Here is a 24,284-nt window from a genome sequence, read left to right on the forward strand (position 1 = left end):
TTGGGGAGTGCCAGACGCAACGCCTCCCGGGCCTCCTCCCGGCCCCCGCGATCCCGGCGACGCCTGGGCGATCGGCCCCGACGGCACCAAGGCCTGGGGTCGCTTCGGCGCTGCCGGGCTCCTCGTCGACGACGGCTCGGGGCGCGTGCTCCTGCAGCACCGCGTCGAGTGGAGCCACCACGGCGGCACCTGGGGGATCCCCGGCGGAGCCCGGCACCTCGGCGAGGACGCCGTGACCGGAGCCCTCCGCGAGTCCGCCGAGGAAGCCGGTGTCCCGGAGGACGGCGTCGACCTGCGGCACACGTCCGTGCTGGACCTCGGGTTCTGGACGTACACGACGGTGGTGGGGCGCGCCTCCAGTCCGTTCGAACCGGTGATCGCGGACCGCGAGAGCCTCGAACTCGCGTGGGTGCCCGTCGACGACGTCGACGACCTGCCGTTGCACCCCGGGTTCGGGGCGTCCTGGCCGGCACTGCGGGCACGGCTCGGGACGACACCGCACGTCGTGGTGGACGCCGCGAACGTCGTCGGCAGCGTGCCGGACGGGTGGTGGAAGGACCGGGCGGGGGCCGCGTCGCGGTTGCTCGGGTCGGTCGAGGCGCTCGCCGCAGCGGGCCTGCCGGCGGCGCTCCTGGACCTGCCGTTCGACCGGTGGTGGCCGCGGTGGACGGTGGTGCTCGAGGGGGAGGCGCGGGGTGCTGGCGGCGCGGGCTCGCCGGGCGCGGGCGGCGTCGCGGGCTCGCCCGCTTCGTTCAGTGGGCAGAAGACGTCGGGTGCCGATGCCCGACCCGACGATTCCTGCTCACTCGATGTCGTCCGGGCGCCCGGCTCCGGTGACGACGCCATCGTCGAGGCCGCACGGGCCGCGCTCGACGCCGGGCACGCACCGGTCGTCGTGGTGACCGCCGACCGCGAGCTCCGTGCCCGCGTCGAGGCGATCGGCGCCGCGGTGCACGGCCCGAGCTGGCTGCGCGAGCAGTTCTAGCCCGCCGGGATGTGCTTCCGCGACGACACCAGGATCGCCAGCCACGACAGCACCCCGAGCCCGACGACGACCCACAGGATGAGGGGCACGGCGACGACGTTCGCCACGGCGGCGATCACCGCGGGCGCCAGGAACCCGGCGTAGGCGGCCGCGTAGAACAGCCCGGTCAGCCCGGCCAGGTCGCGGGACCCGGCGATGCGCTGCACCTCGAGCAACGACGACACGAGTGCGAGCCCGATGCCGAGGCCGATCACCACGTTCGCCACGAGTCCGATCGCCACCGACTGCAGCTGGATCGCGACGACGACCACGGCGATGCCCGCGGTCATGAGGCCCACGGCGATCAGCAGTCCGCGTGCCGAGAGGAGCGAGTTGACCCGCGCCGCCAGGGGCTGCACGGCGCTCGACACCCCGAGGGCGACGACGGTGGCGGCGGTGGCGAACAGGAGTCCCCACATCCCGGTCGCCCCGGCGAGCTTCGTCGGCAGGTACCCGTACCCGATCGCCGCCGAGCCGAAGATCCACGGTGCCGCGACGAGCACGACCCGGGTGAAGCGGCGGTGGCCGGCGCTCGGCACCGCGAGCTGCCTCCACCACGGGCCGGGGAGGCCTCCGGTGCGGTTCGTCTCCGGCGTCCGCCAGACGATGACGGCGAAGGGGATCGCGACGCAGATGTGCACGAGGAACGGCAGGACCTCGGGGATCGGTCCCCACTGTGCGATCAGCCCGGCGACGAGCGCACCCGATGCCGAGCCGAGGGTGAACGCCAGCGATGCCCGGCGGGCGCCGGAGCCGGCGTCGGCGGACGGGTCGAAGCGTCCTTGGGAGAGCTCCTTGACCCAGCTGTTGCCGACCGCCATCGCGATGCCGACGGTGATCCCGGAGAACAGGCGTCCGGCCATCAGGAAGCCCGCGCCGAGCGGTCCGAACGCCAGGAGTCCGCTCCCGACGACGGCGGAGACGATCCCCGCGAGCATGAGCGGCCGGCGTCCGTGCCGGTCGGACAGCGACCCGGCGACGAGCAGTGCCGGGGCGAGCCCGAGGACGTAGACGCCGAGGAAGACGTTGACGAGGAGCGACGAGTAGTGCGCACGCTCCTCGTACATGAGCAGCAGCGGTGAGAACTGGTTGCCGCCCCACGAGCAGACGAACACCGCACCCCAGACGGCGACCCACGGCAGGACCCGGACGCTCGGGACCGCGATCGAGTCGGTGCCCGCGCTCACAGCGCACCCCGGTGCGACGCGACGTGTGCGCTGAGGACCTCGGCGTAGCGGGCTGCGTCCCCCGCTTCGAGCGCGGCGGCGAGGGCCCGGTGGTCCTCGAGCGACGCCTGCAACTGCGACGGCTGGAGCCGCATCAGGTGGTGCCGGAGCCGCTGCTGCCGGTCCCGCAGCGTCCGGGCGAACATGACGGCGATCGCGTTCCGCGACGCGCCGATGACGGCCCCGTGGAACTCTGCGTCCACCTCGATGAACCGGTCGACGTCGCCGGTCGCGACCGCCTGCTCCTGCTCCGCGAGCATGGCCTGGAGGCTCGGGGTGACGTCCGCAGCGCGGCCGTCGGTCACGACGCGGGTCGCCGCGGTCGACTCGATGGCCTCCCGCATCTCGAGCACGTCGACCGCCTCGTTCGGGGACATCGGCCGGACGACGGCGCCCTTCCGGGACTCGAGGGTGAGCAGGTCCTCGGCGGCGAGGCGCAGGAACGCCTCGTGCACGGGTGTCCGGGAGACGCCGATCTCGTGGCACAGGGCGTTCTCGCTGATCGCGGTGCCACCGGGTAGGTCGCCGCGGATGATGGCGCGCTTGACGTGGTCGTACGCCCGGTCGGACGCTGCCTGGCTCGTGACGGGGGTGCTCGGGGTGCTCACGGTCGTCGATCCTACGCTTGCATGCAAGGGTGCATGCGATAGTGACACGAGGAGTTCACAATGGACCGGTACACCGGGCTGCTCGGCCCGATACGCTGGGCCACCACGTCAACGGAGACGTACTACAGGAGGTTCCGATGGAGCGGATCACCAGGGCCGACGATCGTGTGCACCGCCCAGCAGGGCCGTGGACACCGACCGTGCACCGGCTGCTCGCCCACCTGCACGAACAGGGGTTCGTCGCGGCACCGGAACCGATCGAGCACGGGGACACGCTCGAGACGGTGTCGTTCGTGCCGGGCACCGCGGGGGAGTACCCGTGGACCGCCGACGTCGCGAGCGAAGCAGCGCTCGTCACGACCGCACGACTGCTGCGGCACTACCACGACGCCGCCGCGACCTTCCCGCGGGACGACTCCCGCGACGTGTGGTCCCAGGCGGAGCGCTTCCCCGCCGAGACGATCGTGCACGGCGACTTCGCCCCGTACAACTGCGTCTACGACGGCATCGCCGCGGTGGGGCTCATCGACTTCGACACCGCCCACCCCGGGCCCCGGGTGTGGGACGTGGCGAGTGCCGTGTACCGGTTCGCCCCGTTCACGACCGGCATCGTCGAGGGCTCGACCGCGCCCTCGCTCGACGAACGCCTCGACCGCGCCGCGGAGTTCTGCCGCGCCTACGAGCTCGACGCCCGGTCACGGGAGCTGCTCGCCGAGACGATGACCGGCTCGCTGGTGGCCCTCGTCACGACGATCGAGACCGAGGCCGCCGCGGGCAACCCGAAGTTCGTCAGCGACCTGGAACACGGGCACGCCGAGCTCTACCGGGCCGACGTGGCGTACATCGAGGAGCACGCCGAGGACATCGCCGCCGCCGTCGCCTGACGGTGGTGTCGGGCGTGACGGTGGTGTCGAGCGTGACGGTGGTACCGGGCATGCTGGTGCCGTGACGACGACCCCGGCCCAGCTGCGCGCGATGCGTCTCGCCGCGCAGGGGGTCGCCGTGCCCGAACTCGGTCCCGCCGCAGCGGTCGAACGGATGACCGCAGTCCAGGGGCAGGACCTCGGGCAGGTGCTGTGGGCGATCGGTGTCCGGTCGCCCGGCTCGACGCGCGACGACGTCCGCGCCGCGTTCGACCGCGGGGAACTCGTCCGCTCGTGGCCGATGCGCGGCACCCTGCACGCGATGCGCCCCGACGACCTCCGACTGCTGCTCTCGCTGACCGCCGAGCGCACCATCCGCGCCATCGCCCGACGCGCGACGGAACTCGGCATCGACGACGCCGTCCTCGCCACCGCCCGTGACACCACCGTCGACGCGTTGTCCGGCGGGCGGGCACTCGTCCGTGACGACCTGTTCACCGCGTACCGGTCCGCCGGCATCGACCCCACCGGCGGTCGCGGCTACCACGTGCTGCTCCGCCTCGCGCAGGAGGGGCTCGTCGCCTGGGGCCCGACCGCACGGGTCGGCCAGGGGCTCGTGCTCCTCGACGACTGGGCACCGGTGACCACCGACCTGCCCGACCGGGACGAAGCGCTGCGCCGGGTGCTCGTCGGGTACCTCCGCGGCCGGGGACCCGCGACCGAGGCCGATGCCGCGAGCTGGACGAAGCTCCCGCTCGGCGACGTCCGACGTGCCCGGGCGGCCGCCGGCGACACCGTGGAGGACCTCGGCGACGGGCTCCTCGCGCTCGCCGACCGCCCGCCCACCGGGGGCGTCCCGACCGGGCACCTCCTACCCGGTTTCGACGAGTACCTGCTCGGGTACGCCGACCGCTCCGCCCAGCTCGACCCCGTGCACGCCGACCGCGTGGTCCCCGGGGGCAACGGGATCTTCCTGCCGATGGCCGTCCTCCGCGGGCGGGTCGTCGGAGCCTGGACCCGGACGGAGCGCTCCCGGGACGTCCGGGTCACACTGACCCCGTTCGAACCGCTCGACGACGCTGCCGTCCGCGCGCTCGAGGCCGCCGCCCGGCGCTACGCGGCGTTCCTCGCCACCCCCGTGTCGTTCTCGGTCGCCTGATCCGCCGGTGCGCACCCGTCGACGGAGCAGTATTCGTCGAGTGCCGGAACTGGACCCGACGGTTCCTGCTCACTCGAAGGCGTCGGTGACGGCGAAGGCGTCGGCGACGGTGACGGTGACGGCGACGGCGACGGCGCGAGCCGAACTGCCGGGGCCGCCCCGCGCCTCCAGGCAGCACCCAGCCGCCACGCGGCGGACTCCGACGCTCCCTCGGGTAATGTCGCAGGGCCATGACCGACAGCCCGGCCGACGCCACCCCGTACGAAGTCCTCGGCGTCCGAGCGACCGCCGACGACGACGAACTCCGCCGCGCCTACCGCCGCGCCGCCCGCGAGTCCCACCCCGACCTCGGCGGCGACGCCCGGCGTTTCCGCCAGGTGCAGATCGCGTGGGAACGCGTCGGCACCCCCGCCGCACGCCGCGCCTACGACGCGGGCTCCCAGCGTGGCAGCCAGCAGGGCACGTCCGGCCCGTCGGGTTCGTCGGCCTGGAGGAGCGACCCCGGTCGCGACGCCTACGCACCCCCGGCGGCGCGTCGCGATTCACGGCCCCGGGCCCGGTCCCACGGACACCCCGGCGGTCGGTCGCGTGAGGTCTTCCTGCAGGCCGAACGCGAGTGGGTCGGCCTGGGTGACCCCATCGAGGACCCGTACGACCCCACGCTGATCCGCTCCGCGCCGCGGCACATCCGTCGTCTGCTGGCCGAGGCCCTCGCCGAGGAAGCGACCGCCTCGATCGTCGCCGAGATGGGCATCGGCGTCACGGTGTGGCACGACCTCGACGCCGGGGCCGAGGGCAAGCTCGACCACGCCGTCCTCACCCCGAGCGGCCTGTGGGCGCTCGAGTCCATCGACTGGGGAGCCCCGGTCCGCGTCGAGCACGGCGAGATCACGGGCGAGACCCTCGCACCAGGGGAACGTCCCGTGAAGGAACTCGTCCGCGCGGCCCGCGCCGTGCAGAAGACCACCCGCGTGAAGTTCACCGGCCGGCTGCTGGTCGTTCCGGACTCCGCCGTCGACGAGGACGTCCAGCTCGTCGGCTCGCCCCGGAAGCCCACGGCGCTCGTCGTCCGGCGGAGCGCCCTCGGCCAGGTGCTCAACGGCGTGTGGTCGCCCGAGGGGAGCGTCGACGTGTTCGAGCTCCGCGACCGCCTGCAGCAGACCGTCCGCTTCGTCTGATGGCCGAGCCGGTGGTGGTCCTCGTCGGCGGCTGGGAACACGAGTGCTGCGGACCCACCGTCGAGATCGGCGACGTCGTCGAGTACGGCGCGGTGTCCGCGGACGGTGCGCGACGCTTCGACGAGGTCCGGCACGACACCGTGCCGAACCAGCGGATCCGGGGCCGCGTCGTCGAGCTCTTCGCCGTCGGCCGCGAGGGACGGGTCGCGATCGAGCGGGTCCCGAGCGGATCCGCGATGTGCGGGAACGACGAGCACGACGACGGGCACCTCGAGGCGCGGTGGACGGGGCAGCCGGTCGAGGTCGAGTGGGACGGCGAGACCGCGTTCGAGGTCGTCGTCGACCCGTTCGGCAAGCCGAACCGTCAGTAGCCGCGGAGCTTCTCGAGGTCCCGACGTTCCCGCTTGCTCGGGCGTCCCGCACCACGGTCGCGCATCGGGACGAAGCCGGCTTCTTCCTTGGGGAGCCGCGGCGGGGTCTTGTCCTCGAAGTGCTTCGCGGCCTCGGGGGCGCTCGTCCGCTTCAGGATGATCCCGGTGACGACGACGATCCGGTCGAAGCCGTTCTGGCGCACCCGGACCTCGTCCCCGGGGCCGATGGGCTGCGCGGGCTTCGCGCGCTCCCCGTTCACCCGGACGTGACCGGCCTTGCACGCGGCGGTCGCGGCGGAGCGGGTCTTCGTGATCCGCACCGCCCAGATCCAGCTGTCCACGCGTGCCTTGGCCATCCCCACACTCTAGGCGCGCCCTACGCTGGGACGGTGGAGGACAGCGGGCAGGACGCGATCGCCCGGGCGCTGGCGCTCGGGGTCCTGCGGGACGCCGTGGTCGGGGACCGCCTGGTCGTGCGCGCCCACCACAGCGGGGGAGCGCGCGACGCCCTCGGGGTCCTCGTCGCCCGGACTCCGTCGTCCGTGACGATCGACACCCGCCGGGGTGCCGTCGAGGTCCCGCTCGCCGACGTCGTCGCCGCGAAGCCCGTCCCACCGCCGCCTGCGCCGCGCCCGCCGCGTCGCTGACCTCGCACGGTGCGACCTCGCGCCGACACCGTGCGAGGTCCCGTGCGCCGTGCGAGGCCACGCGGGTCCCACGGTGCGCGGAACCTCGCACACTGCCGCGCGCACCACCCGCACCCGCGCCCGCACACGCGCACCCGTCCGCCCGCGCCCGGCGAGCCGCCACCGTGCCCGCCCCACCCCCGACGTAGCCTCGTGCCATGGCAGTCCCCGTCCCGCTCGGCACCGAGGACCGCACCGCCCGCCTGACCCTCCGCCGCCCCGACGCGTGGCGCCGCGAGGACACAGCCCAGGCGGACCTGCGCGTCACCGGCGACGACGTCGTGCTCACCGTCCGCTCCCGTCCGAGCGACCGCACCATCGCCGAGGAGCACACGAGCCTGCTCGAGCGACTCCCGGGCTCCGTCGAGGGACTGCGGCTCATCGGCTCGGACCCGTGGACCGCCACGGGAGCCCCGGCGCGCCTGGTCGAGTACGTCCGCCCCGACGAGGGCGGTGACGTCGTGGGCGCGCACCTCCTGTACGTCACCGGCCGGCACCGCGTCGACCTGACCGTCGAGCGGCCCCTCGCGCGCATGCTCGCCACCGACGACCTCGTGTTCGCCGTCCTCGACACCGTCCGTGCCACCGAGCCCGCACCGTCGCGAGTGCAGCGCGAGCTCGAGGACCTGCCCGTCGCCGCTCCCGCTCCGACGATCGACGGCCCCCACCTCGGCCCGGACGCGCTCACGACACTCCGCAGCCTCGCCGGCCGGCGCTGGAACCCCGCCCTCCTCCGCACGCCGGCGGGCCGGGAGCTCATCGAGACCGGCCTCGTCGGCCGCCTCGGCACGCTGCCCGAGTCCACCCAGACGCTCCTCGAGCCCTGGGACGGCGATGCCCAGCCCGTCACGCTGGAACAGCGGCAACCCGACGGGCGCACCACGCGCCTCCAGGCCTGGTCGGAGACCGTCGTCGACGGGACCGACGAGGCGGGCGCGGTGGTCACCGGGCTGCCGGTCGAGCGCGTGGTCGCGGTGATGGCCGGGAGGCTCGGCATCGGTCCGGCATGGACCTTCCCGTTCCGCACGGGGTCGCTCCGGGCAGACCTGCTCGGGCGACGCACCGGCGGAGCGGAGGACGCTCCGGACCTGCCGGCGGCGATCGCCGAGGCTGACCCGCGGCTCGCGCGCTTCTGGGCTGCGCCGTGGACGGTGTCGTCGCTGCGGCGGCCCGGCAAGCCGAACCCGATCGTCGTCGTGCATGCGGAGGGCCAGGGCTTCGCGCGCGTCGGACGCACGGAGGCCGGGGAGACCGTGTTCTCCACGGACTCCCCGGCCAACGTGTACCGGTCGGTGGTGCGTGCCCTCCTGGGTTAGGCGGCGGGGCCGGCGGTCAGGGTGACCGTCACGGTCTTCGCGGCGCCGGTGCTGTCGGTGTAGCCGACCGTCACCTTGTCGCCGACGGAGTGCGACTGGATCGCCGAGGTGAGCGCGTCCGAGCTCGTCACGGCGGTGCCGTCGATGCTCGTGATCGTGTCGCCCGCGGCGAGTCCGGCGCTCGCGGCACCCGAACCCTCGACGGTGCCGGCGACCGCGACGCCGCCGGTGGTGGCCGTGCCGCTGACCTCGACCCCGAGGAACGCGGGCAGGCCGATGGTGATCGTCGACGAGGACTCGCCCGCGAGGATCTTGTCCGCGATCGACTTCGCCGTCGTGATCGGGATCGCGTACCCGGTGACGTTCGCCGAACCGGAGGACGCCGCGGTCGCCATGCCGACGACCTCGCCCTCGCTGTCGAGGACCGGACCGCCCGAGTCGCCCGAGACGATGTTCGCGGCGATCTCGATGAGGCCGGTCAGCGACTCCGTGCCGGTGCCGGACTCGCTCTGCACCTGGATGTCCTGGTCGGTCGCGGTCACGGAACCCTCGGCGGCGACGAGGTTGCCCGTGCCCTCCGCGTTGCCGACGTCGGTCACGGTGTCGCCGGTGCTCGGCTCGCCGTCGTCGTCGAGCGTCACGGTGGACAGGCCCGACGCACCCTCGAGCTTCAGCACGGCGACGTCGTTCGTGGCGTCCGTCCCGACGACGTCCGCCTTGTACTCCTTGCCGGTGGTCTCGTCGGTGACGGTGATGCTCGTCGCGCCCTGGATCACGTGGTTGTTCGTGAGGATCGTGCCGTTCGAGCTGAGGATCATGCCGGTGCCGGCCGCCTGCGAGGACTCGTCGTAGTTGAGGACGGTGTTGATCGTCACGACGCCCTTCTTCTGGGCGCTCGTCGCCGCGGTCGCCGCCGACTCGGTGCTCGATCCGGTGTTGCCGTCACTGCTCCCGGTGCCGTCGCCGGGGACCGTGAAGCCGTTCGTGCCGCTGCCGCTGTCCGTGCCGGAGCCGGTGTCCGGCAGGGTCGTGGTGCCCTGCGACTGGCTGGAGGTGGTGGTCGTGCTCTGCGTGGAGAGCCCGAGCGCCGTCCCGCCCGCGGCGCCGACGATCGCGAGGGCGGCGATGCCGGAGCCGATCATCAGCCCGAGTCGACGGGGGCGCTTCGTACCGAGGTTCGCTGCGCCGTGGTTCGCTGCGCCGTGGTTCGCGGTCGCGGCGCCGTGCGCCCAGCCGTGCTGGAAGCCGGGGAGCACCGGGCTGCCGATCAGGAACGGACCGCGGCCGTCCGGTGTGTACCCGTAGGGGCCGGAGCCGTCCGGGCCGTAGAGGTACGGGCCGCTGCCGTCGAAGGCGTACGCCGAGCGGAGGGTCGACGGGTCGGCGTGCGGTGCCTCCCACGCCGCCCCGGCCTGCGGCTGCGCAGCGTCGGTGCGGGCGGTGCCGTTCTCGTCGGCAGCGGGGTTCGGGGTCTCGTTCATCGGTGCTCTCCGGTCGTCCCTCGACGACCCGGTCGGGTGTCGATGGCTACGAGTACAAGCCCGGTTCCCATGACGAACCTATGAACGGACCCTGCGGCTGCTCACGGCTTGCTCGGGGGTCGCCGTACGAGGTCGTCCGTTAGGGTTGCCTTACTTCCCATGCGTTCGTCGTCGCCCACCCCTCCCGCGCCCAGCTCCGCGTCCCGCCTCGTCGGCGCGACCGTGCTGGCGGTGGTCGTCCTCGCCGTGGCGGTGGCGCTCTCCGTGGCGTTCGGGTCCCGGCCGATCCCGCTCGGGATCGTGCTCGACACCGTCCTGCACCCGGGCCGCAACGACGAGATCGGGCTCATCGTCCTCGGGAACCGGGTGCCCCGCACGGTCGTCGGGCTCCTCGCCGGATCGGCCCTCGGGGTCGCCGGGGCGGTCATGCAGGGCGTCACGCGCAACCCCCTCGCCGACCCCAGCGTGCTCGGCATCAACTCCGGGGCGACCCTGGCGGTCGTCGCCGGGATCGCGCTCTTCGGCGTCAGCGGCACCGCGGCGTACCTGCCGTTCGCGTTCGTCGGAGCTGCCCTGGCGGCACTCCTCGTCTACGGGATCGCGGCCGTCGCCCGTCGCGGACTCTCACCGGTCGGCCTCGCCCTGGCCGGTGCCGTGGTGGCCGCCGCACTGTCGTCGATCACCACCGCCGTGCTCGTGACGAGCCAGAGCCTGCTCGACCAGCTGCGGTTCTGGCAGGTCGGTGCGCTCGCGGGGAAGGACCTCGGCACCGCGGGTGTCATCACCGTCCCCGTCCTCGTCGGTCTGGCGATCGCGTTCGCCCTCGGTCGGTCGCTCAACACGCTCGCACTCGGCGACGAGCTCGCCGCGTCGCTCGGGCAGCGGGTCGTGCTGGTCCGCGCGATCGGGGGCGTCGTCACCGTCCTGCTCGCCGGGTCGGCCGTCGCCGCCGCCGGACCGATCGCGTTCATCGGCCTCGCCGTCCCGCACGCCGTCCGGCGCCTGAGCGGGCCGGACCACCGCTGGACGATCCTGCTCTCCGCCATCGTGTCGCCGGCGCTGCTCCTCGTGGCCGACGTCATCGGACGCGTCGTGGCGTACCCGGGGGAGCTGCAGGTCGGCATCGTCACCGCCCTCATCGGCGCCCCGGTGTTCATCTGGCTCGTGCGCTCGCGGGCGGTGAAGGGCCTGTGAGTCGCGTCCGGGTCACCGCGGTGCGCCGCGAGTTCCTCGTCCTCGTCGCCGTACTCGTGCTCCTGGTCGCCCTCGTGCTCGTCGGCCTCGGGGTCGGCGAGATCCCGCTGTCGCCCGTGCAGGTCGCCGGTGCGCTGGTCGGGCACGGCGACACGATCTCGGACTTCGTCATCGGACAGCTCCGCGGCCCCCGGGTGTTCGGCGCGATCCTCGTCGGCGCCTCGCTCGCCGTCGCCGGGGGCATCGTGCAGAGCGTCGTCCGGAACCCGATCGCGAGCCCGGACGTCATCGGCATCACGTCGGGTGCGAGCGCCTCGGGGCTGACCGCGATCGTCCTGTTCGGTGCGAGCGGCGGGACCCTGTTCTCGGTGGTGCTCGTCGGCGCCCTGGTGGTGTCGCTCGTCATCGCCGGACTCGCGTGGCGGCGGGGGATCACCGGCAACCGGGTCGTCCTCGTGGGCATCGGCGTCGCCGCGATCTGCCTGAGCATCACCGGGTGGATGCTCACCAGCGGCACCGTCACCCAGGCGGGGACCGCACTCCTCTGGCTCTCCGGCAGCCTGAACGCCGTCGACCGGAACCTCGTCGGTGTGCTCGCGATCGCGTTCGTCGTGCTCATGGCGCTCGCGCTCCTGCAGTCCCCGCGGCTGACCGTCCTGACCCTCGGGGACGAGGTCGCCTCCGGGCTCGGGCTGCGGCCGAACCGGGCGAAGGTCCTGCTCCTGCTCACGGCGGTGTGCCTGACGGCTGCGGCCGTGGCGACCGCGGGGCCGGTGTCGTTCGTCGCGCTGATGGCGGCGCCGATCGCCCGCCGGCTCGTCGGGGGAGGCCGGGTCGCACTCGGTCCGACCGCCGCGGTCGGTGCGGCGATCACCCTCGCGAGCGACCTCATCGCGCAGTTCGCGATCCCGGGCAACGCGCTGCCGGTCGGCGTCGTGACGGGTGTCATCGGCGCGCCGTACCTGCTCTGGCTCCTCGCCCGCGGCCGCTGACCGTCCAGCTCGACCCCGAGCGTGCGAAGTACGCCACGATCGGCGCCGCTCGCGAGCGGGCGAAATACGTCACGCTCGGCGTCGCTCGCCGGGCAAATCCGCCCGCTCGCCGAACGCGAGCGGCACGTTCCGCCCGTTCGGAGTCCAGGGGTGCTCGCCGGACGGCCGCCCGAGGTCGCGCGTTCTGCCGCCCGCGAGCCCGCGGGGCGGCGGTTCGTGCGCCCTCGGGGGACGTGAGCGGCGTGTTGCGCGACCACCGCGACCGACCCGACCGACGCGACCCACGCGACCGACCCGACCAACGCGACCGGCGTGGCGAAGCCGAGCCGTGCCTCCAGGCAGAACGCCCGGACCACCCGCACGACCGGGCCCGCGCGACCGGCAGCGACACGCGCTGGACGTGCGCCCCGCAACATCGTGCGGTTTCCCGCACGGCACGCCCAAAACCCCCCGTCCGGGTGTCTGCACCGTTCGGTCTGTCCCCATACGTTCGGAGTCGACCGCACGGACTCCCCGACAGTGCCCGACCCGATGGCGCGCTGGTCCAGCGGAACGAAGGACTGTCATGCCCGAACTGCATGACGGCGCTCCCGCGCGCCGTCGCCAGTGGGGTTCCGAGCGTCGTACCCGCCCGCTCGACACCCTGCACGAACGCCCCTCCGACCGGAAGCTCGTCTCCGGCCGCGTCGCGATCATCCTGACGATCGCGTTCTGGCTCGCCTACGTCGTGTACACCGTGATCCGTCAGTTCCTGGACTACGGCGCCGAGAGCTTCCGCTTCACCACCGAGGCGATCTCGTACCTGGTCGTCGTCACGTTCCTGACCTTCTCCGCGCTCATGCACCTGGTCGCCCGCCAGGGTGCGATGGAGCGGTTCGCGACCCACGTCCGGGTCCCGCGCGCCGAGCTCGACCGGCACTTCGCCGAGGGCCACGAGTCGCCGATGACGGTCCTCGTGCCGAGCTACGCCGAGGAGCCCGACGTCGTCGCCACCACGCTGTGGTCGGCTGCGCTGCAGGAGTACCCGTCGCTGCGCGTCGTGCTGCTCGTCGACGACAACCCCTTCCCGACCGACCCGGAGACCCTCGACAAGCTCGAGCGGACCCGTGCGGTCGCCACCACGATCCAGAACCAGCTCGCGGCGCCGTCGCAGCGCTTCCAGGAAGCCCTGCTCTCCGCCGAGGTCGAGGCCGCCGCGGCACCGTTCGCGAGCGTCGACGGCCTGCGCAACCTCGTCGAGCACCACCGCTGGGCCGATGCCTGGCTCCGCCGCCACGCCCGTGAGCACGAGGTCCTCGACCACGTGGACCACTTCTTCCACGACCAGGTCCTGGTCGGGCTCGCCGACGAGTTCCGCCTGACCTCCGAGGCGCTCGAGGCCGCGATCGTCGACGCCGTCGACGCGGGGGAGTCCTTCAGTGAGATCACCTCCGCCCGCGCGCTCGAACTGCAGCGTCGCCTGGCGTGGACGTTCACCGCCGAGATCACGACCTTCGAGCGGAAGCGGTACGCGAACCTCTCCGACGAGGCGAACAAGGCGATGAACCTCAACGCCTACATCGGGCTGCTCGGCGGTTCCTACGCGTTCGAGGAGACCGCGTCCGGCACCATCCTGCGCACCGTGTCCGACCCAGCGGTCGCCGACCTGGTGGTCCCCTCGTCCGACTACATCCTCACGCTCGACGCCGACTCGGTCCTGCTGCGCGACTACTGCCTGCGCCTGGTCTACTTCCTCGAGCAGCCGGAGAACGCCCGCGTCGCCGTGACGCAGACGCCGTACTCGTCGTTCCGCGGCGCGGCCACCCGCATCGAGCGGCTCGCCGGTGCCACCACGGACATCCAGCACATCCTCCACCAGGGCATGTCCCGCCACAACGCGACCTTCTGGGTCGGCGCGAACGCGGTCATCCGCACCCGGGCGCTCCGCGACATCGAGGAGGTCGAGACCGTCGGCGGCTTCGAGGTGAAGCGCTACGTGCAGGACCGCACGGTCATCGAGGACACCGAGTCGAGCGTCGACCTCGGCATGCACGGCTGGACGCTCGTGAACTACCCCGAGCGCCTGTCCTACAGCGCGACCCCGCCGGACTTCGGTTCGCTCATCGTCCAGCGCCGTCGTTGGGCCAACGGCGGGCTGCTCATCCTGCCGAAGTACATCCGCCAGGTCCGCGAGCGTCGTGCCCGCGGGGAGCGGGTCGGCATCGTCGAGATGTCCCTGCGCGTCAACTACATGGCGTCGATCGCCTGGGCATCCTTCGGCCTGATCTTCCTGCTGGCCTACCCGTACGACTCGCGGCTGCTCAGCCCGATGGTGCTCCTCGCCGCCCTGCCGTACTTCTGGCTCCTGTCGAGCGACCTCAAGTACTGCGGGTACAAGCGCACGGACGTGTTGCGCATCTACGGGTTCAACCTCATCCTCATGCCGGTGAACGTCGCCGGTGTCCTGAAGAGCATCCAGCAGGCGCTCACGGCGAAGAAGATCCCGTTCGCACGCACGCCGAAGGTCCGGGACCGCACGGCGTCGCCGGCGCTGTACGTCCTCGCGCCGTACGCCATGGTCGTCTTCTCGGTGTTCACGTTCGTGCGTGACTACGGGGCGCAGAACTGGGGCAACGCGGTGTTCGCCGCCTTCAACGCCGTGCTCGCCCTGTACGCGATCGTCGCCTACATCGGGATCTGGAACTCGGTCGTCGACGTGTGGCTGTGGGCCACGAAGTGGATGTACTACGACCCGTCGGCCCGGGCGGCGCGACGCTCTGCGGCGAAGGCGGCTCGGACCGAACGGAAGCGTGCCCGCAAGGGTCTGCTGCCCGAGCCCGAGCCCGTCACCGAGGACTGGCGCGCCGTCCTCTACTTCGGACACCGCGGCAAGACCATGCCGGTCCGTCACCACGCGGACGTCGTCGGGGCTGCCGTCGTGACCACGTCGATCCCCACGACCACCACGGATGAACGGAGCGCCGCCTGATGGCCGCCACCAGACGACTGTCCCCGGTGCGCGTCGGCATCGCCGTCGTGCTCACCGCCGCCCTCGCCACCGCCGGGTACGTCGGCTTCGACCGCTGGCAGTCCGCCCAGGCCGCCGAGACCGAGCAGTCCTGGTTCGCCGCCTACACCGACGTCACCGCCACGCCGACGTTCGCGTTCGAGGACGTGAAGTCCGCCAAGGGCCGCGACGTCATGCTGTCCTTCGTGGTCGCCGACCACGACGACGCCTGCACCCCGACCTGGGGTTCGGCGTACTCGATGCAGGGCGCGTCGGACGCGCTCGACCTCGACCGTCGCATCGCCCGCCTGCAGCAGCAGAAGGGGGAGGTCGGCGTCTCCTTCGGTGGCCTGGCGAACGACGAGCTCGCCACGACGTGCACGAACGGCTCGGATCTGGTGAGCGCGTACGAGTCCGTCGTGAAGCGCTACGACGTCAGCACGGTCGACTACGACGTCGAGGGCGACGACCTCACGAACCACGACGCGGGGAAGCGTCGGGCCGCCGCGGTGGCCGCGCTCCAGGAGCAGCGCCGGGCAGCGGGCCACCCGCTCGCCGTGTGGCTCACGCTGCCGGCCGCCCCGTCCGGGCTGACGAGCGACGGCACGACCGCGGTCGCGCAGTTCCTCAAGGCCGGGGTCGACCTCGCCGGTGTGAACGCGATGACGATGGACTACGGCCAGGGCAAGGGTGCGAGCCAGAGCATGTACTCCGCCTCGGTGCAGACCCTGCAGGAGGTCCAGCGCCAGCTCGGCGTCCTGTACGAGCGCGCCGGGACCCCGCTCTCCGACGCGACGCTCTGGCACAAGGTCGGCGCGACGCCGATGATCGGCCAGAACGACATCCAGGACGAGGTGTTCACCCTCGCCGACGCGAAGAAGCTCAACACCTGGGCACGGGACCGCGGGCTCGGTCGGATGTCGATGTGGTCGCTCAACCGGGACACCACGTGCGGCTCGAACTACGTCAACCTGTCGACGGTGTCGAACTCCTGCTCCGGCGTCGACCAGAACGGCGTGCTGTACGCGGACGTCCTCGGCAAGGGCTTCACCGGCGGGATCGTGGCGGCCGCGTCGGACGTCACGAAGGCGGAGCCCTCGGCGACCGTGCAGCCGACGGACAACCCCTCCACCAGCCCGTACCCGGTGTGGAGCTCGGACGCCTCGTACCTCGAGGGCACGAAGGTCGTCTGGCACCAGAACGTCTACGAGGCGAAGTGGTGGACGTCCGGCGACCTGCCCGACGACCCGGTGCTGAGCGCCTACGAGACGCCGTGGCAGCTCGTCGGTCCGGTCCTGAAGGGCGAGAAGCCGGTCAAGCAGGTCACCCTGCCGAGCGGCACGTACGACGCCTGGTCCGGCACGAAGCAGTACGACACCGGCGCGCGGGTCCTGTTCGACGGCGTCCCGTACCAGGCGAAGTGGTGGAACACGGGGGAGAGCCCCGAGGCCTCCACGAGCGATCCGGACGGCTCGCCCTGGGTGAAGCTCAAGGACTCCGAGATCAAGCAGATCCTGGAGGACGTCACCAAGTGACGGACTGGAGGCACGGTGCCAGCTGGCACCCCGCCTCCAGTCCTCTTGATCCCGGCTCCACTGCCGTGGGCTCCGTGTTCACGGTACGTTCGCTGTACGCGTTCTGCCGAGTTGTCCCCAGCCCCGTTCGGGGCTCCCGTTCGGTCGCTCGTTTCCGATACGCTGGTGCGCCAAGAGGAGGAGGTCCACGATGCCAGAACCAGTGGTCCCGCAGCCGGACGGTCAGAAGACCCCTGAGCAGCGGCTGGTCGACACCACACTGACCTTCAGCATGGACATGGGCGCGGCGCTGACCGCCGAGTCCGGTGTGTCCGCCGAGGAGCGTGAGGCGATCAATGCCCTGCCCTCCGGGTCGGCGCTGCTCGTGGTCCGTCGTGGCCCGAACGTCGGTGCGCGGTTCCTCCTCGACTCGGACGTCACCACGGCGGGGCGACACCCCGACGCCGACATCTTCCTCGACGACGTCACCGTGTCGCGCAAGCACGCGCAGTTCCTCCGCCACGGCACCGCCTTCAGCGTGAAGGACAACGGATCGCTCAACGGCACGTACTTCGACGGTGACCGCATCGACGAAGCGCCGCTCACCGACGGGTCCGAGGTGCAGGTCGGCAAGTTCCGCCTCACCTTCTACGCCTCCCGGGTCGACCTGGCGCGCCTGGCGAACGCGTAGTGGCCGCACGGTCCTCCGCGGCCCGGGCGGGGTCCGCGGTACCGGACCTGCTCACGATCGGGCAGGTCCTCGCACGCCTCAAACCGGAGTTCCCGGACCTGTCGAGCTCGAAGCTGCGGTTCCTCGAGGAACGCGAGCTCGTCACGCCGATCCGGACCGCCAGCGGCTACCGGAAGTTCTCGGCAGCGGACCTCGAACGGCTCCGGGTCATCCTGGGCCTGCAGCGCGATCACTACCTCCCGCTCAAGGTCATCAAGGACTACCTCGCTGACCTCGATGCCGGCCGCGACCCCGTCCTCCCCGGTGGTGGCGATGCGCCGAAGCCGTCGATCCTCGGACGTGAACGCCGCTACACCCGCGACGAGACCGTCCGCGCGGCCGGGGCGTCGCCGATGCTCCTCGCCGACGCGGTCTCCGCCTCGCTGCTGCCCGCCGCCGACACCTACGGCGAGGATGCCGTCGGTGTGCTCAAGGCACTCGTCGAACTCCAGCGCACCGGCATCGAGCCGCGACACCTCCGCGCCATGCGCAGCGTCGCCGAGCGAGAGGTCGGGCTCATCGAGTCGGCCCTCATGCCGGTGTCCCGCCGCGGCGACGCGACCTCGCGAGCGAAGGCCACCGAGCTCGCGCGGGAGATCGCCGGGCACCTCGAAGTGATCCGGTCGAACCTCATCCGGACGGCGATCGGGCGTCTCGACGCATGACCTCGTGAGGCGTATCCTCGACACGCCGGACGCGCCGAGTCGGATGTCCCGCGCCGGAGCGGTTCGAGTCGCTACCGTGGACCTCGGAACAACTCTCAACCCGTCATTGAACGTTCGGATGAGAGCTCGATCGTCGTGGAAGGCAGCCTGATGAGTGGGAACGACACCCCCGGCACCGAGTCGGAGATGACCCGGTACGACCTCGGGCTGCTCTTCACCGACGGCCTGCCCGAGCACGACGAGCAGAACGGGTACCGCGGCACCGTCGCTGCCCGTGCCGCCGGCATCTCGTACCGCCAGCTCGACTACTGGGCCCGCACCGAGCTCGTCGAGCCGACGATCCGTGGGGCCGCCGGCTCCGGGTCGCAGCGGCTCTACGGGTTCCGCGACATCCTCGTGCTCAAGCTCGTGAAGCGCCTGCTCGACACGGGCATCTCCCTCCAGCAGATCCGCACCGCCGTGAACCAGCTCCGCGAGTCGGGCGTGTCGGACCTCGCCCAGACGACGCTGATGTCCGACGGCGCCTCGGTCTACCTGTGCACCTCCGACGACGAGGTCATCGACCTGGTCTCTCGTGGCCAGGGTGTGTTCGGCATCGCGGTGGGCAAGGTCCTGCGCGAGGTCGAGAGCTCCCTCGTCGAGCTCGACGCAACGCCCGCGGCCGACCCCGACGACGAGCTGGCTGCCCGCCGGGCGTCCCGCGCTTCGTAGTCCCTGCGCCGAGCGTCTTCCGCGCCGAGCGGGCCGAATACGTCACGCTCGGCGGCGCCGACCGGTAGTTCGTGCCCGTTCGGCGGACGACCCGTGGCGTGTTCCGCCCGCTCGGTCTGGGCCGGAGGTGCGCGTGGGTGGCGGAGGTGACCCGCGCCTCCAGGCAGTCGACCGGTGCGGGCGTCGCGCGTGCCGCGCCCGACGGACCTGACCGGGCAGGCGACGCGACGGCGAGTGGGCAGAACACGCCGCGCGCCAGACGCCGAGCGGACACAAACGGTCGGTTCCGGCGCCCGAGCGCGACGAAAAAGGCCCGCTCGGCGAGGCCGAGCGGGCCGGGGCCGGGCGGGCCCGGAGCCGGACGCTACGCGGCGCCGCCCTCGGCGTAGGGGCCGATCTTGCCCGTGCGCATGATGCGCTCGAGCAGCTGGTCGAAGTTCCGCGCCATCTCCTGCGCCGACTCGCCGGGCCACACGTGCAGGGGCTTCGCGGCACCCTGCGCCTGCTGCAGCGACGTGCGCTCGGGCAGCTGCGGCGAGAGCACGAGCGGGCCGAACATGTCCCGGAGCTCTTTGATGCGGAACTGGTGCTCGAGCGACTGCACGCGGGCACGGTTCACGATGATGCCGAGCGGCTGCAGGCGGGGGGACAGGCCGCGGCGGATCTCCTCGATCGCGCGGAGGGCACGGTCGGCGGCGGCCACGGAGAAGAGTCCCGGCTCGGTGACGACCGTCACGCGGTCGGACGCGGCCCAGGCGGTGCGGGTGAGCGCGTTCAGGGACGGCGCGCAATCGATGAGGACGAGGTCGTAGTCCTGCTCGACGTTTGCGAGCGCCTCTTCGAGCTTCCAGATGTCCCGGATGGACGGGTGCGGCCCGTCGAAGTTGATGGCCGAGGGCGATCCGACCATGACGTCGATCTTGCCCTGGGAGCCCTTCGTCCAGCCGGACGGGGCGATCGCCTGACGGACGATCTTCTCCTTCGGGTTCTCGAGCACGTCGGCCACGTTGAGGTGGCCCGAGAGGTTGATGTCGAGGCCGGTCGAGACGTCCGACTGCGGGTCGAGATCCACCACCAGCGTGCGCAGTCCCTTGGCGAACGCGGCCGAAGTCAGGCCGAGCGTCACCGTCGTCTTGCCGACACCACCCTTGAGGGAGCTCACGCTGAGTACATGCACGGTCAGCAACGTTACCGCCAGTAGGGTTGTCTCACCTCAACCCGGGCTGAAAGGGACCTCGTGTTCAGCAAGATCCTGGTCGCCAACCGTGGCGAGATCGCCATCCGTGCATTCCGTGCCGCGTACGAGCTGGGGGCGCAGACCGTCGCCGTCTACCCGTACGAGGACCGCAACTCCCTGCACCGTCTCAAGGCGGACGAGGCGTACCTGATCGGGGAACGCGGGCACCCCGTGCGTGCCTACCTCGACGTCTCGGAGATCGTCCGCGTGGCGCTCGAGTCCGGCGCGGACGCGATCTACCCGGGGTACGGCTTCCTCTCGGAGAACCCGGAGCTCGCCGCCGCCGCGGCCGCGAACGGCATCACCTTCATCGGCCCGGGCGAGCACGTGCTCGAGATGGCCGGCAACAAGGTGACCGCGAAGGAGCACGCGATCGCGGCCGGTGTCCCGGTCCTCGCGAGCACCCCGGCGAGCCGCGACATCGACGAACTCATCGCCGGCGCGGACGCCATCGGCTTCCCGGTGTTCGCGAAGGCCGTCGCCGGTGGCGGCGGCCGTGGCATGCGCCGGGTCGAGACGAAGCCCGAACTGCGTGCCGCGCTCGAGGAGGCCATGCGCGAGGCCGACAGCGCCTTCGGGGACCCGACGATGTTCCTCGAGCAGGCCGTCATCCGGCCGCGCCACATCGAGGTGCAGATCCTCGCCGACGCCACGGGCACCGACGCGGGCACGATCCACCTGTTCGAGCGGGACTGCTCGGTCCAGCGCCGGAACCAGAAGGTCGTCGAGATCGCGCCGGCGCCGAACCTCGACCCGTCGATCGCGCAGGCGCTGCACCGCGACGCCGTCGCCTTCGCCCGTTCCATCGGGTACGTGAACGCCGGAACGGTGGAGTTCCTCCTCGACACCGAGGGCGAGCGGGCCGGCCAGCACGTCTTCATCGAGATGAACCCGCGCATCCAGGTCGAGCACACCGTCACCGAAGAGGTGACCGACGTCGACCTCGTGCAGTCCCAGATGCGGATCGCCGCCGGGCAGACCCTCGGCGACCTCGGCCTGTCGCAGGACACCGTCAGCGTGCACGGTGCGGCACTGCAGACGCGCATCACGACGGAGGACCCGACGCAGGGCTTCCGCCCGGACACCGGCCGCATCACGACGTACCGCAGCCCCGGTGGCGCGGGCGTGCGCCTCGACGGCGGCACGGTCGCCACCGGCGCGCAGATCAGCCCGCACTTCGACTCGATGCTCGCGAAGATGACCTGCCGCGGACGGGACTTCCCGGCGGCGGTCGCCCGTGCGAAGCGTGCCCTCGCCGAGTTCCGCATCCGCGGCGTCAGCACGAACATCCCGTTCCTGCAGGCCGTCCTCGAGGACCCGGACTTCGCCCGCGGTGACGTCTCGACGAAGTTCATCGAGGAGCGCCCGCAGCTGTTCAGCGGCCACGTCTCGAAGGACCGCGGCACGAAGGTCCTGAACTGGCTCGCCGACGTCACCGTCAACAAGCCGAACGGCGAGCGGCGTCCGCAGACGGTCGAGCCGAGCGAGAAGCTCCCCGCCCTCGACCTGACGGCGCCCGTGCCCGCCGGCCAGCGCGACCTGCTCCGCGAGCTCGGCCCGAGCGCCTGGGCGAAGGCCCTGCGCGACGAGACTGCCCTCGCCGTCACCGAGACGACGATGCGCGACGCCCACCAGTCCCTCCTCGCCACCCGCGTCCGCACGAAGGACCTCGTCGCCGTCGCACCGCACGTGGCCCGGCTCACCCCGCAGCTGCTCAGCGTGGAGGCCTGGGGCGGTGCCACGTACGACGTCGCCCTGCGTTTCCTCGGCGAGGACCCCTGGGAGCGCCTGGCGTCCCTGCGCGAGGCGATGCCGAACATCCCGATCCAGATGCTGCTCCGCGGCCGCAACACCGTGGGCTACACGCCGTACCCGACCGAGGTCACCGACGCGTTCGTCGCCGAGGCCGCCGCGACGGGCGTCGACGTCTTCCGCGTGTTCGACGCCCTGAACGACGTCAGCCAGCTCCGTCCGGCCCTCGAGGCCGTCCTGGCGACCGACACGGCCGTCGCCGAGGCCGCGCTCTGCTACACCGCCGACCTCCTCGACCCGGCGGAGGACCTCTACACGCTCGACTACTACCTCCGCCTGGCGGAGCAGATGGTCGAGGCCGGCGCGCACGTCATCGGCATCAAGGACATGGCCGGGCTCCTCCGCGCCGGTGCGGCCGAGAAGCTCGTCACCGCGCTGCGCGAGCGGTTCGACCAGCCCGTGCACGTGCACACGCACGACACCGCCGGTGGGCAGCTCGCGACACTCCTGGCGGCCGCCCGGGCCGGTGCCGACGCGGTGGACGTCGCCGCGGCGCCGATGGCCGGCACGACGAGCCAGCCGAGCATGTCCGCCCTCGTCGCGGCCCTCGCGCACACCGAGCGCGACACCGGCATCTCGCTGACCGCGGTCGGCGACCTCGAGCCGTACTGGGAGGCCGTGCGTCGGGCGTACGCCCCGTTCGAGTCCGGGCTGCCCGGGCCGACCGGTCGCGTGTACCAGCACGAGATCCCGGGCGGCCAGCTGTCGAACCTCCGCCAGCAGGCCATCGCCCTCGGGCTCGGCGACCGCTTCGAGCAGGTGGAGGACTGGTACGCCGCGGCGAACCGTATCCTCGGGCGCCCGACCAAGGTCACGCCGTCCTCGAAGGTCGTCGGCGACCTGGCGCTGCAGCTGGCGGCCGTCAACGCGGACCCGGTGGACTTCGAGCAGAACCCGCAGAAGTACGACATCCCGGACTCCGTGATCGGCTTCATGGCCGGCGAGCTCGGCGACCTGCCGGGTGGCTGGCCAGAGCCGTTCCGTTCGAAGGTGCTCGAGGGCCGAGACGTCCGGCTCGAGATCACGCCGGTGCCGGACGCCGAGCGGGCCAACCTGACCACAGCAGGCCCGGAACGTCGGAGCGCGCTCAACCGCCTGCTGTTCCCGCAGCCCACGAAGCAGTTCGAGAGCGTCCGCGAGCAGTACGGCGACCTGTCGGTCCTCCCGACCGTCGACTACCTCTACGGCCTCCGCCCCGGCCAGGAGCACACCGTGCCGCTCGGCAAGGGCGTGAACCTCTTCGTCGGGCTCGAGGCGATCGGCGAGGCCGACGACCGCGGCGTCCGCACGGTCATGGCGACGATGAACGGGCAGCTCCGCCCGGTGTACGTCCGCGACCGCTCGATCGAGGTCGAGACGAAGGCCGCCGAGAAGGCGGACCAGTCCGACCCGAAGCACGTCGCGGCACCGTTCTCCGGTGTCGTGACGCTCAAGGTCGCCGTCGGTGACGTCGTCGAGGCCGGTCAGGCCGTGGCGAGCATCGAGGCGATGAAGATGGAAGCGGCCATCACGGCGCCCGTGTCGGGCACCGTCGGCCGTCTCGCGATCCCGGCGACCCAGCAGGTGGACGCCGGCGACCTCCTGGTGGTGCTGCAGTAACGTGACCGTCCGTCCCATCCGCCTGTTCGGCGACCCCGTCCTCCGTTCGCCGTCCGACCCGATCCGGCCCGACGCACTCGGGACCTCGGGAATCCGCGACCTCGTGCAGGACCTCATCGACACCGTCAAGGAGCCCGGCCGCGCCGGCGTCGCCGCACCCCAGATCGGTGTCGGCCTCCGCGCCTTCTCCTACAACGTGGACGGCGAGGTCGGCTACGTCCTCAACCCGGAGATCGTCGAGGTCTCGGGCGAGCCGGAGCTCATGGACGAGGGCTGCCTCTCCGTGCCCGGCCTGTCGTACCCGACGCGCCGGTACCCGTACGCGAAGGTCCGTGGCGTCGACGTCGACGGGGCCGAGGTGGTGCTCGAGGGCACCGGACTCATGGCCGAGGCGCTGCAGCACGAGGTCGACCACCTCGGCGGCACCGTGTACGTCATGACGCTCGACCCGGAGGTCCGGCGGCAGGCGCTCCGCGACATCCGCGAGCAGGACTGGTTCCACTGACGGTTGCAAGGAGAGTGACACCCCCACGGGGGATTGTCGCTTTGTCCTGACGAAGAGGTACCGTGCTGCTGTCGGCTTCCCACCGACACCGTTTCCCACACCCCCAGGACACCCAGCATGACCGCTCAGAACGACGAGCTCAGCTCGCACCGCACCCGCACCAACCGTCGCCCCGCCGAGGTCCCGGTCACGACCTCCTCGACGGCCGTCCTCGACGCCTCGGATGCGCAGCAGACGCTGGAGCACTGACCGCGCAGCAGACGCCGACGCGCTGACCCGACAGCGGGTCGCGCCCCGCGCGCAGTGGCAACCGCCTGGAGGCCCGGGGGGGGGGGCGACGCAGGCGCGATCACCCGGCACCACGCGCGGCTGATGGTCCCCAAGATCGACGAGGCCGCCGCAGCCGACACCGCCGAGCGGGTCGCTG

The 24,284-nt window shown here is 72.2% G+C and carries 22 protein-coding genes; 17 read left to right on the forward strand and 5 right to left on the reverse strand.

Annotated features, from left to right (window positions below):
• Positions 1 to 7 precede the first annotated feature (7 nt).
• Positions 8 to 985 (forward strand): NUDIX domain-containing protein, encoded by a 978-nt coding sequence (locus tag ABIC61_RS07885; protein ID WP_354029473.1) that lies wholly within the window; start codon positions 8 to 10, stop codon positions 983 to 985.
• Here ABIC61_RS07885 and ABIC61_RS07890 read toward each other — a convergent pair.
• Both ABIC61_RS07890 and ABIC61_RS07895 read right to left on the reverse strand, forming a co-directional pair.
• A complete protein-coding gene (locus tag ABIC61_RS07890) occupies positions 982 to 2,211 on the reverse strand; it encodes an MFS transporter (RefSeq protein WP_354029474.1) in 1,230 nt (409 codons plus the stop codon). The genes ABIC61_RS07885 and ABIC61_RS07890 overlap by 4 nt on opposite strands.
• Positions 2,208 to 2,858: a GntR family transcriptional regulator gene (locus tag ABIC61_RS07895; protein WP_354029475.1), complete on the reverse strand. Its 651-nt coding sequence runs from the start codon at positions 2,856 to 2,858 to the stop codon at positions 2,208 to 2,210. Before ABIC61_RS07895 ends, ABIC61_RS07890 begins: the two co-directional genes overlap by 4 nt.
• Before the next feature lie 137 nt (positions 2,859 to 2,995).
• Here ABIC61_RS07895 and ABIC61_RS07900 point away from each other — a divergent pair, with 137 nt between their 5' ends.
• From ABIC61_RS07900 to ABIC61_RS07915, 4 genes are all read left to right on the forward strand, one after another.
• Complete coding sequence (locus ABIC61_RS07900; protein WP_144750466.1) at positions 2,996 to 3,742, forward strand: phosphotransferase enzyme family protein; 747 nt, start codon at positions 2,996 to 2,998, stop codon at positions 3,740 to 3,742.
• 61 nt (positions 3,743 to 3,803) lie between these two features.
• Entirely contained in the window at positions 3,804 to 4,880 is a 1,077-nt protein-coding gene (locus ABIC61_RS07905; RefSeq protein WP_354029476.1) for a winged helix DNA-binding domain-containing protein, read from the forward strand.
• 230 nt (positions 4,881 to 5,110) lie between these two features.
• Positions 5,111 to 6,058 (forward strand): J domain-containing protein, encoded by a 948-nt coding sequence (locus ABIC61_RS07910; protein ID WP_354029477.1) that lies wholly within the window; start codon positions 5,111 to 5,113, stop codon positions 6,056 to 6,058.
• Positions 6,058 to 6,429 (forward strand): hypothetical protein, encoded by a 372-nt coding sequence (locus ABIC61_RS07915; protein WP_354029478.1) that lies wholly within the window; start codon positions 6,058 to 6,060, stop codon positions 6,427 to 6,429. Before ABIC61_RS07910 ends, ABIC61_RS07915 begins: the two co-directional genes overlap by 1 nt.
• Here the strand turns inward: ABIC61_RS07915 and ABIC61_RS07920 are convergent.
• The gene (locus ABIC61_RS07920; protein WP_070418630.1) at positions 6,423 to 6,785 is read right to left on the reverse strand and encodes an RNA-binding S4 domain-containing protein; all 363 of its coding nucleotides are present in this window, start codon (positions 6,783 to 6,785) and stop codon (positions 6,423 to 6,425) included. The two genes, ABIC61_RS07915 and ABIC61_RS07920, sit on opposite strands and share 7 nt — an antisense overlap.
• Before the next feature lie 33 nt (positions 6,786 to 6,818).
• On the opposite strand from ABIC61_RS07920, the gene ABIC61_RS07925 reads away from it, so the two are divergent.
• Positions 6,819 to 7,076, forward strand: a complete 258-nt coding sequence (locus ABIC61_RS07925) for a ferrous iron transport protein A (protein ID WP_354029479.1) — start codon at positions 6,819 to 6,821, stop codon at positions 7,074 to 7,076.
• Positions 7,077 to 7,273: 197 nt separating this feature from the next.
• The gene (locus ABIC61_RS07930; protein WP_354029480.1) at positions 7,274 to 8,431 is read left to right on the forward strand and encodes a hypothetical protein; all 1,158 of its coding nucleotides are present in this window, start codon (positions 7,274 to 7,276) and stop codon (positions 8,429 to 8,431) included.
• Here the strand turns inward: ABIC61_RS07930 and ABIC61_RS07935 are convergent.
• The gene (locus tag ABIC61_RS07935) at positions 8,428 to 9,912 is read right to left on the reverse strand and encodes a S1C family serine protease (RefSeq protein ID WP_354029481.1); all 1,485 of its coding nucleotides are present in this window, start codon (positions 9,910 to 9,912) and stop codon (positions 8,428 to 8,430) included. The two genes, ABIC61_RS07930 and ABIC61_RS07935, sit on opposite strands and share 4 nt — an antisense overlap.
• Before the next feature lie 159 nt (positions 9,913 to 10,071).
• Between ABIC61_RS07935 and ABIC61_RS07940 the strand changes: the two genes are divergently transcribed.
• The 7 genes from ABIC61_RS07940 to ABIC61_RS07970 all read left to right on the forward strand — a co-directional run bounded on the left by ABIC61_RS07940 (position 10,072) and on the right by ABIC61_RS07970 (position 18,704).
• Positions 10,072 to 11,106 (forward strand): FecCD family ABC transporter permease, encoded by a 1,035-nt coding sequence (locus tag ABIC61_RS07940; RefSeq protein ID WP_354029482.1) that lies wholly within the window; start codon positions 10,072 to 10,074, stop codon positions 11,104 to 11,106.
• Positions 11,103 to 12,098 carry a FecCD family ABC transporter permease gene (locus ABIC61_RS07945; RefSeq protein ID WP_354029483.1) on the forward strand — a complete coding sequence of 332 codons (996 nt, stop codon included), beginning with the start codon at positions 11,103 to 11,105 and terminating at the stop codon, positions 12,096 to 12,098. The genes ABIC61_RS07940 and ABIC61_RS07945 overlap by 4 nt, the downstream gene beginning before the upstream one ends.
• 565 nt (positions 12,099 to 12,663) lie before the next feature.
• A complete protein-coding gene (locus ABIC61_RS07950; RefSeq protein WP_354029484.1) occupies positions 12,664 to 15,066 on the forward strand; it encodes a glycosyltransferase family 2 protein in 2,403 nt (800 codons plus the stop codon).
• Complete coding sequence (locus ABIC61_RS07955; protein WP_186321897.1) at positions 15,066 to 16,619, forward strand: chitinase; 1,554 nt, start codon at positions 15,066 to 15,068, stop codon at positions 16,617 to 16,619. The genes ABIC61_RS07950 and ABIC61_RS07955 overlap by 1 nt, the downstream gene beginning before the upstream one ends.
• Positions 16,620 to 16,809: 190 nt before the next feature.
• Entirely contained in the window at positions 16,810 to 17,289 is a 480-nt protein-coding gene (locus tag ABIC61_RS07960) for an FHA domain-containing protein (RefSeq protein ID WP_144750452.1), read from the forward strand.
• Positions 17,289 to 17,993 carry a transcriptional regulator FtsR gene (gene ftsR, locus ABIC61_RS07965; protein WP_354029485.1) on the forward strand — a complete coding sequence of 235 codons (705 nt, stop codon included), beginning with the start codon at positions 17,289 to 17,291 and terminating at the stop codon, positions 17,991 to 17,993. The genes ABIC61_RS07960 and ftsR overlap by 1 nt, the downstream gene beginning before the upstream one ends.
• A gap of 150 nt (positions 17,994 to 18,143) precedes the next feature.
• Positions 18,144 to 18,704, forward strand: a complete 561-nt coding sequence (locus tag ABIC61_RS07970) for a MerR family transcriptional regulator (protein WP_070418635.1) — start codon at positions 18,144 to 18,146, stop codon at positions 18,702 to 18,704.
• Positions 18,705 to 19,068: 364 nt separating this feature from the next.
• On the opposite strand, the gene ABIC61_RS07975 is transcribed toward ABIC61_RS07970, so the two are convergent.
• Entirely contained in the window at positions 19,069 to 19,881 is an 813-nt protein-coding gene (locus ABIC61_RS07975) for a ParA family protein (protein ID WP_079238821.1), read from the reverse strand.
• Between the two features lie 60 nt (positions 19,882 to 19,941).
• Between ABIC61_RS07975 and ABIC61_RS07980 the strand changes: the two genes are divergently transcribed.
• The 3 genes from ABIC61_RS07980 to ABIC61_RS07990 all read left to right on the forward strand — a co-directional run bounded on the left by ABIC61_RS07980 (position 19,942) and on the right by ABIC61_RS07990 (position 24,106).
• Positions 19,942 to 23,352: a pyruvate carboxylase gene (locus ABIC61_RS07980; protein WP_354029486.1), complete on the forward strand. Its 3,411-nt coding sequence runs from the start codon at positions 19,942 to 19,944 to the stop codon at positions 23,350 to 23,352.
• A gap of 1 nt (position 23,353) precedes the next feature.
• The gene (locus tag ABIC61_RS07985; protein WP_144750446.1) at positions 23,354 to 23,857 is read left to right on the forward strand and encodes a peptide deformylase; all 504 of its coding nucleotides are present in this window, start codon (positions 23,354 to 23,356) and stop codon (positions 23,855 to 23,857) included.
• A gap of 117 nt (positions 23,858 to 23,974) precedes the next feature.
• Positions 23,975 to 24,106, forward strand: coding sequence for a hypothetical protein (locus ABIC61_RS07990; protein ID WP_354029487.1), 132 nt, complete (start codon positions 23,975 to 23,977; stop codon positions 24,104 to 24,106).
• Positions 24,107 to 24,284: the final 178 nt, after the last annotated feature.

It is taken from the genome of Curtobacterium sp. 1544 (assembly GCF_040544915.1).
GTDB lineage: Bacteria > Actinomycetota > Actinomycetes > Actinomycetales > Microbacteriaceae > Curtobacterium > Curtobacterium pusillum_C.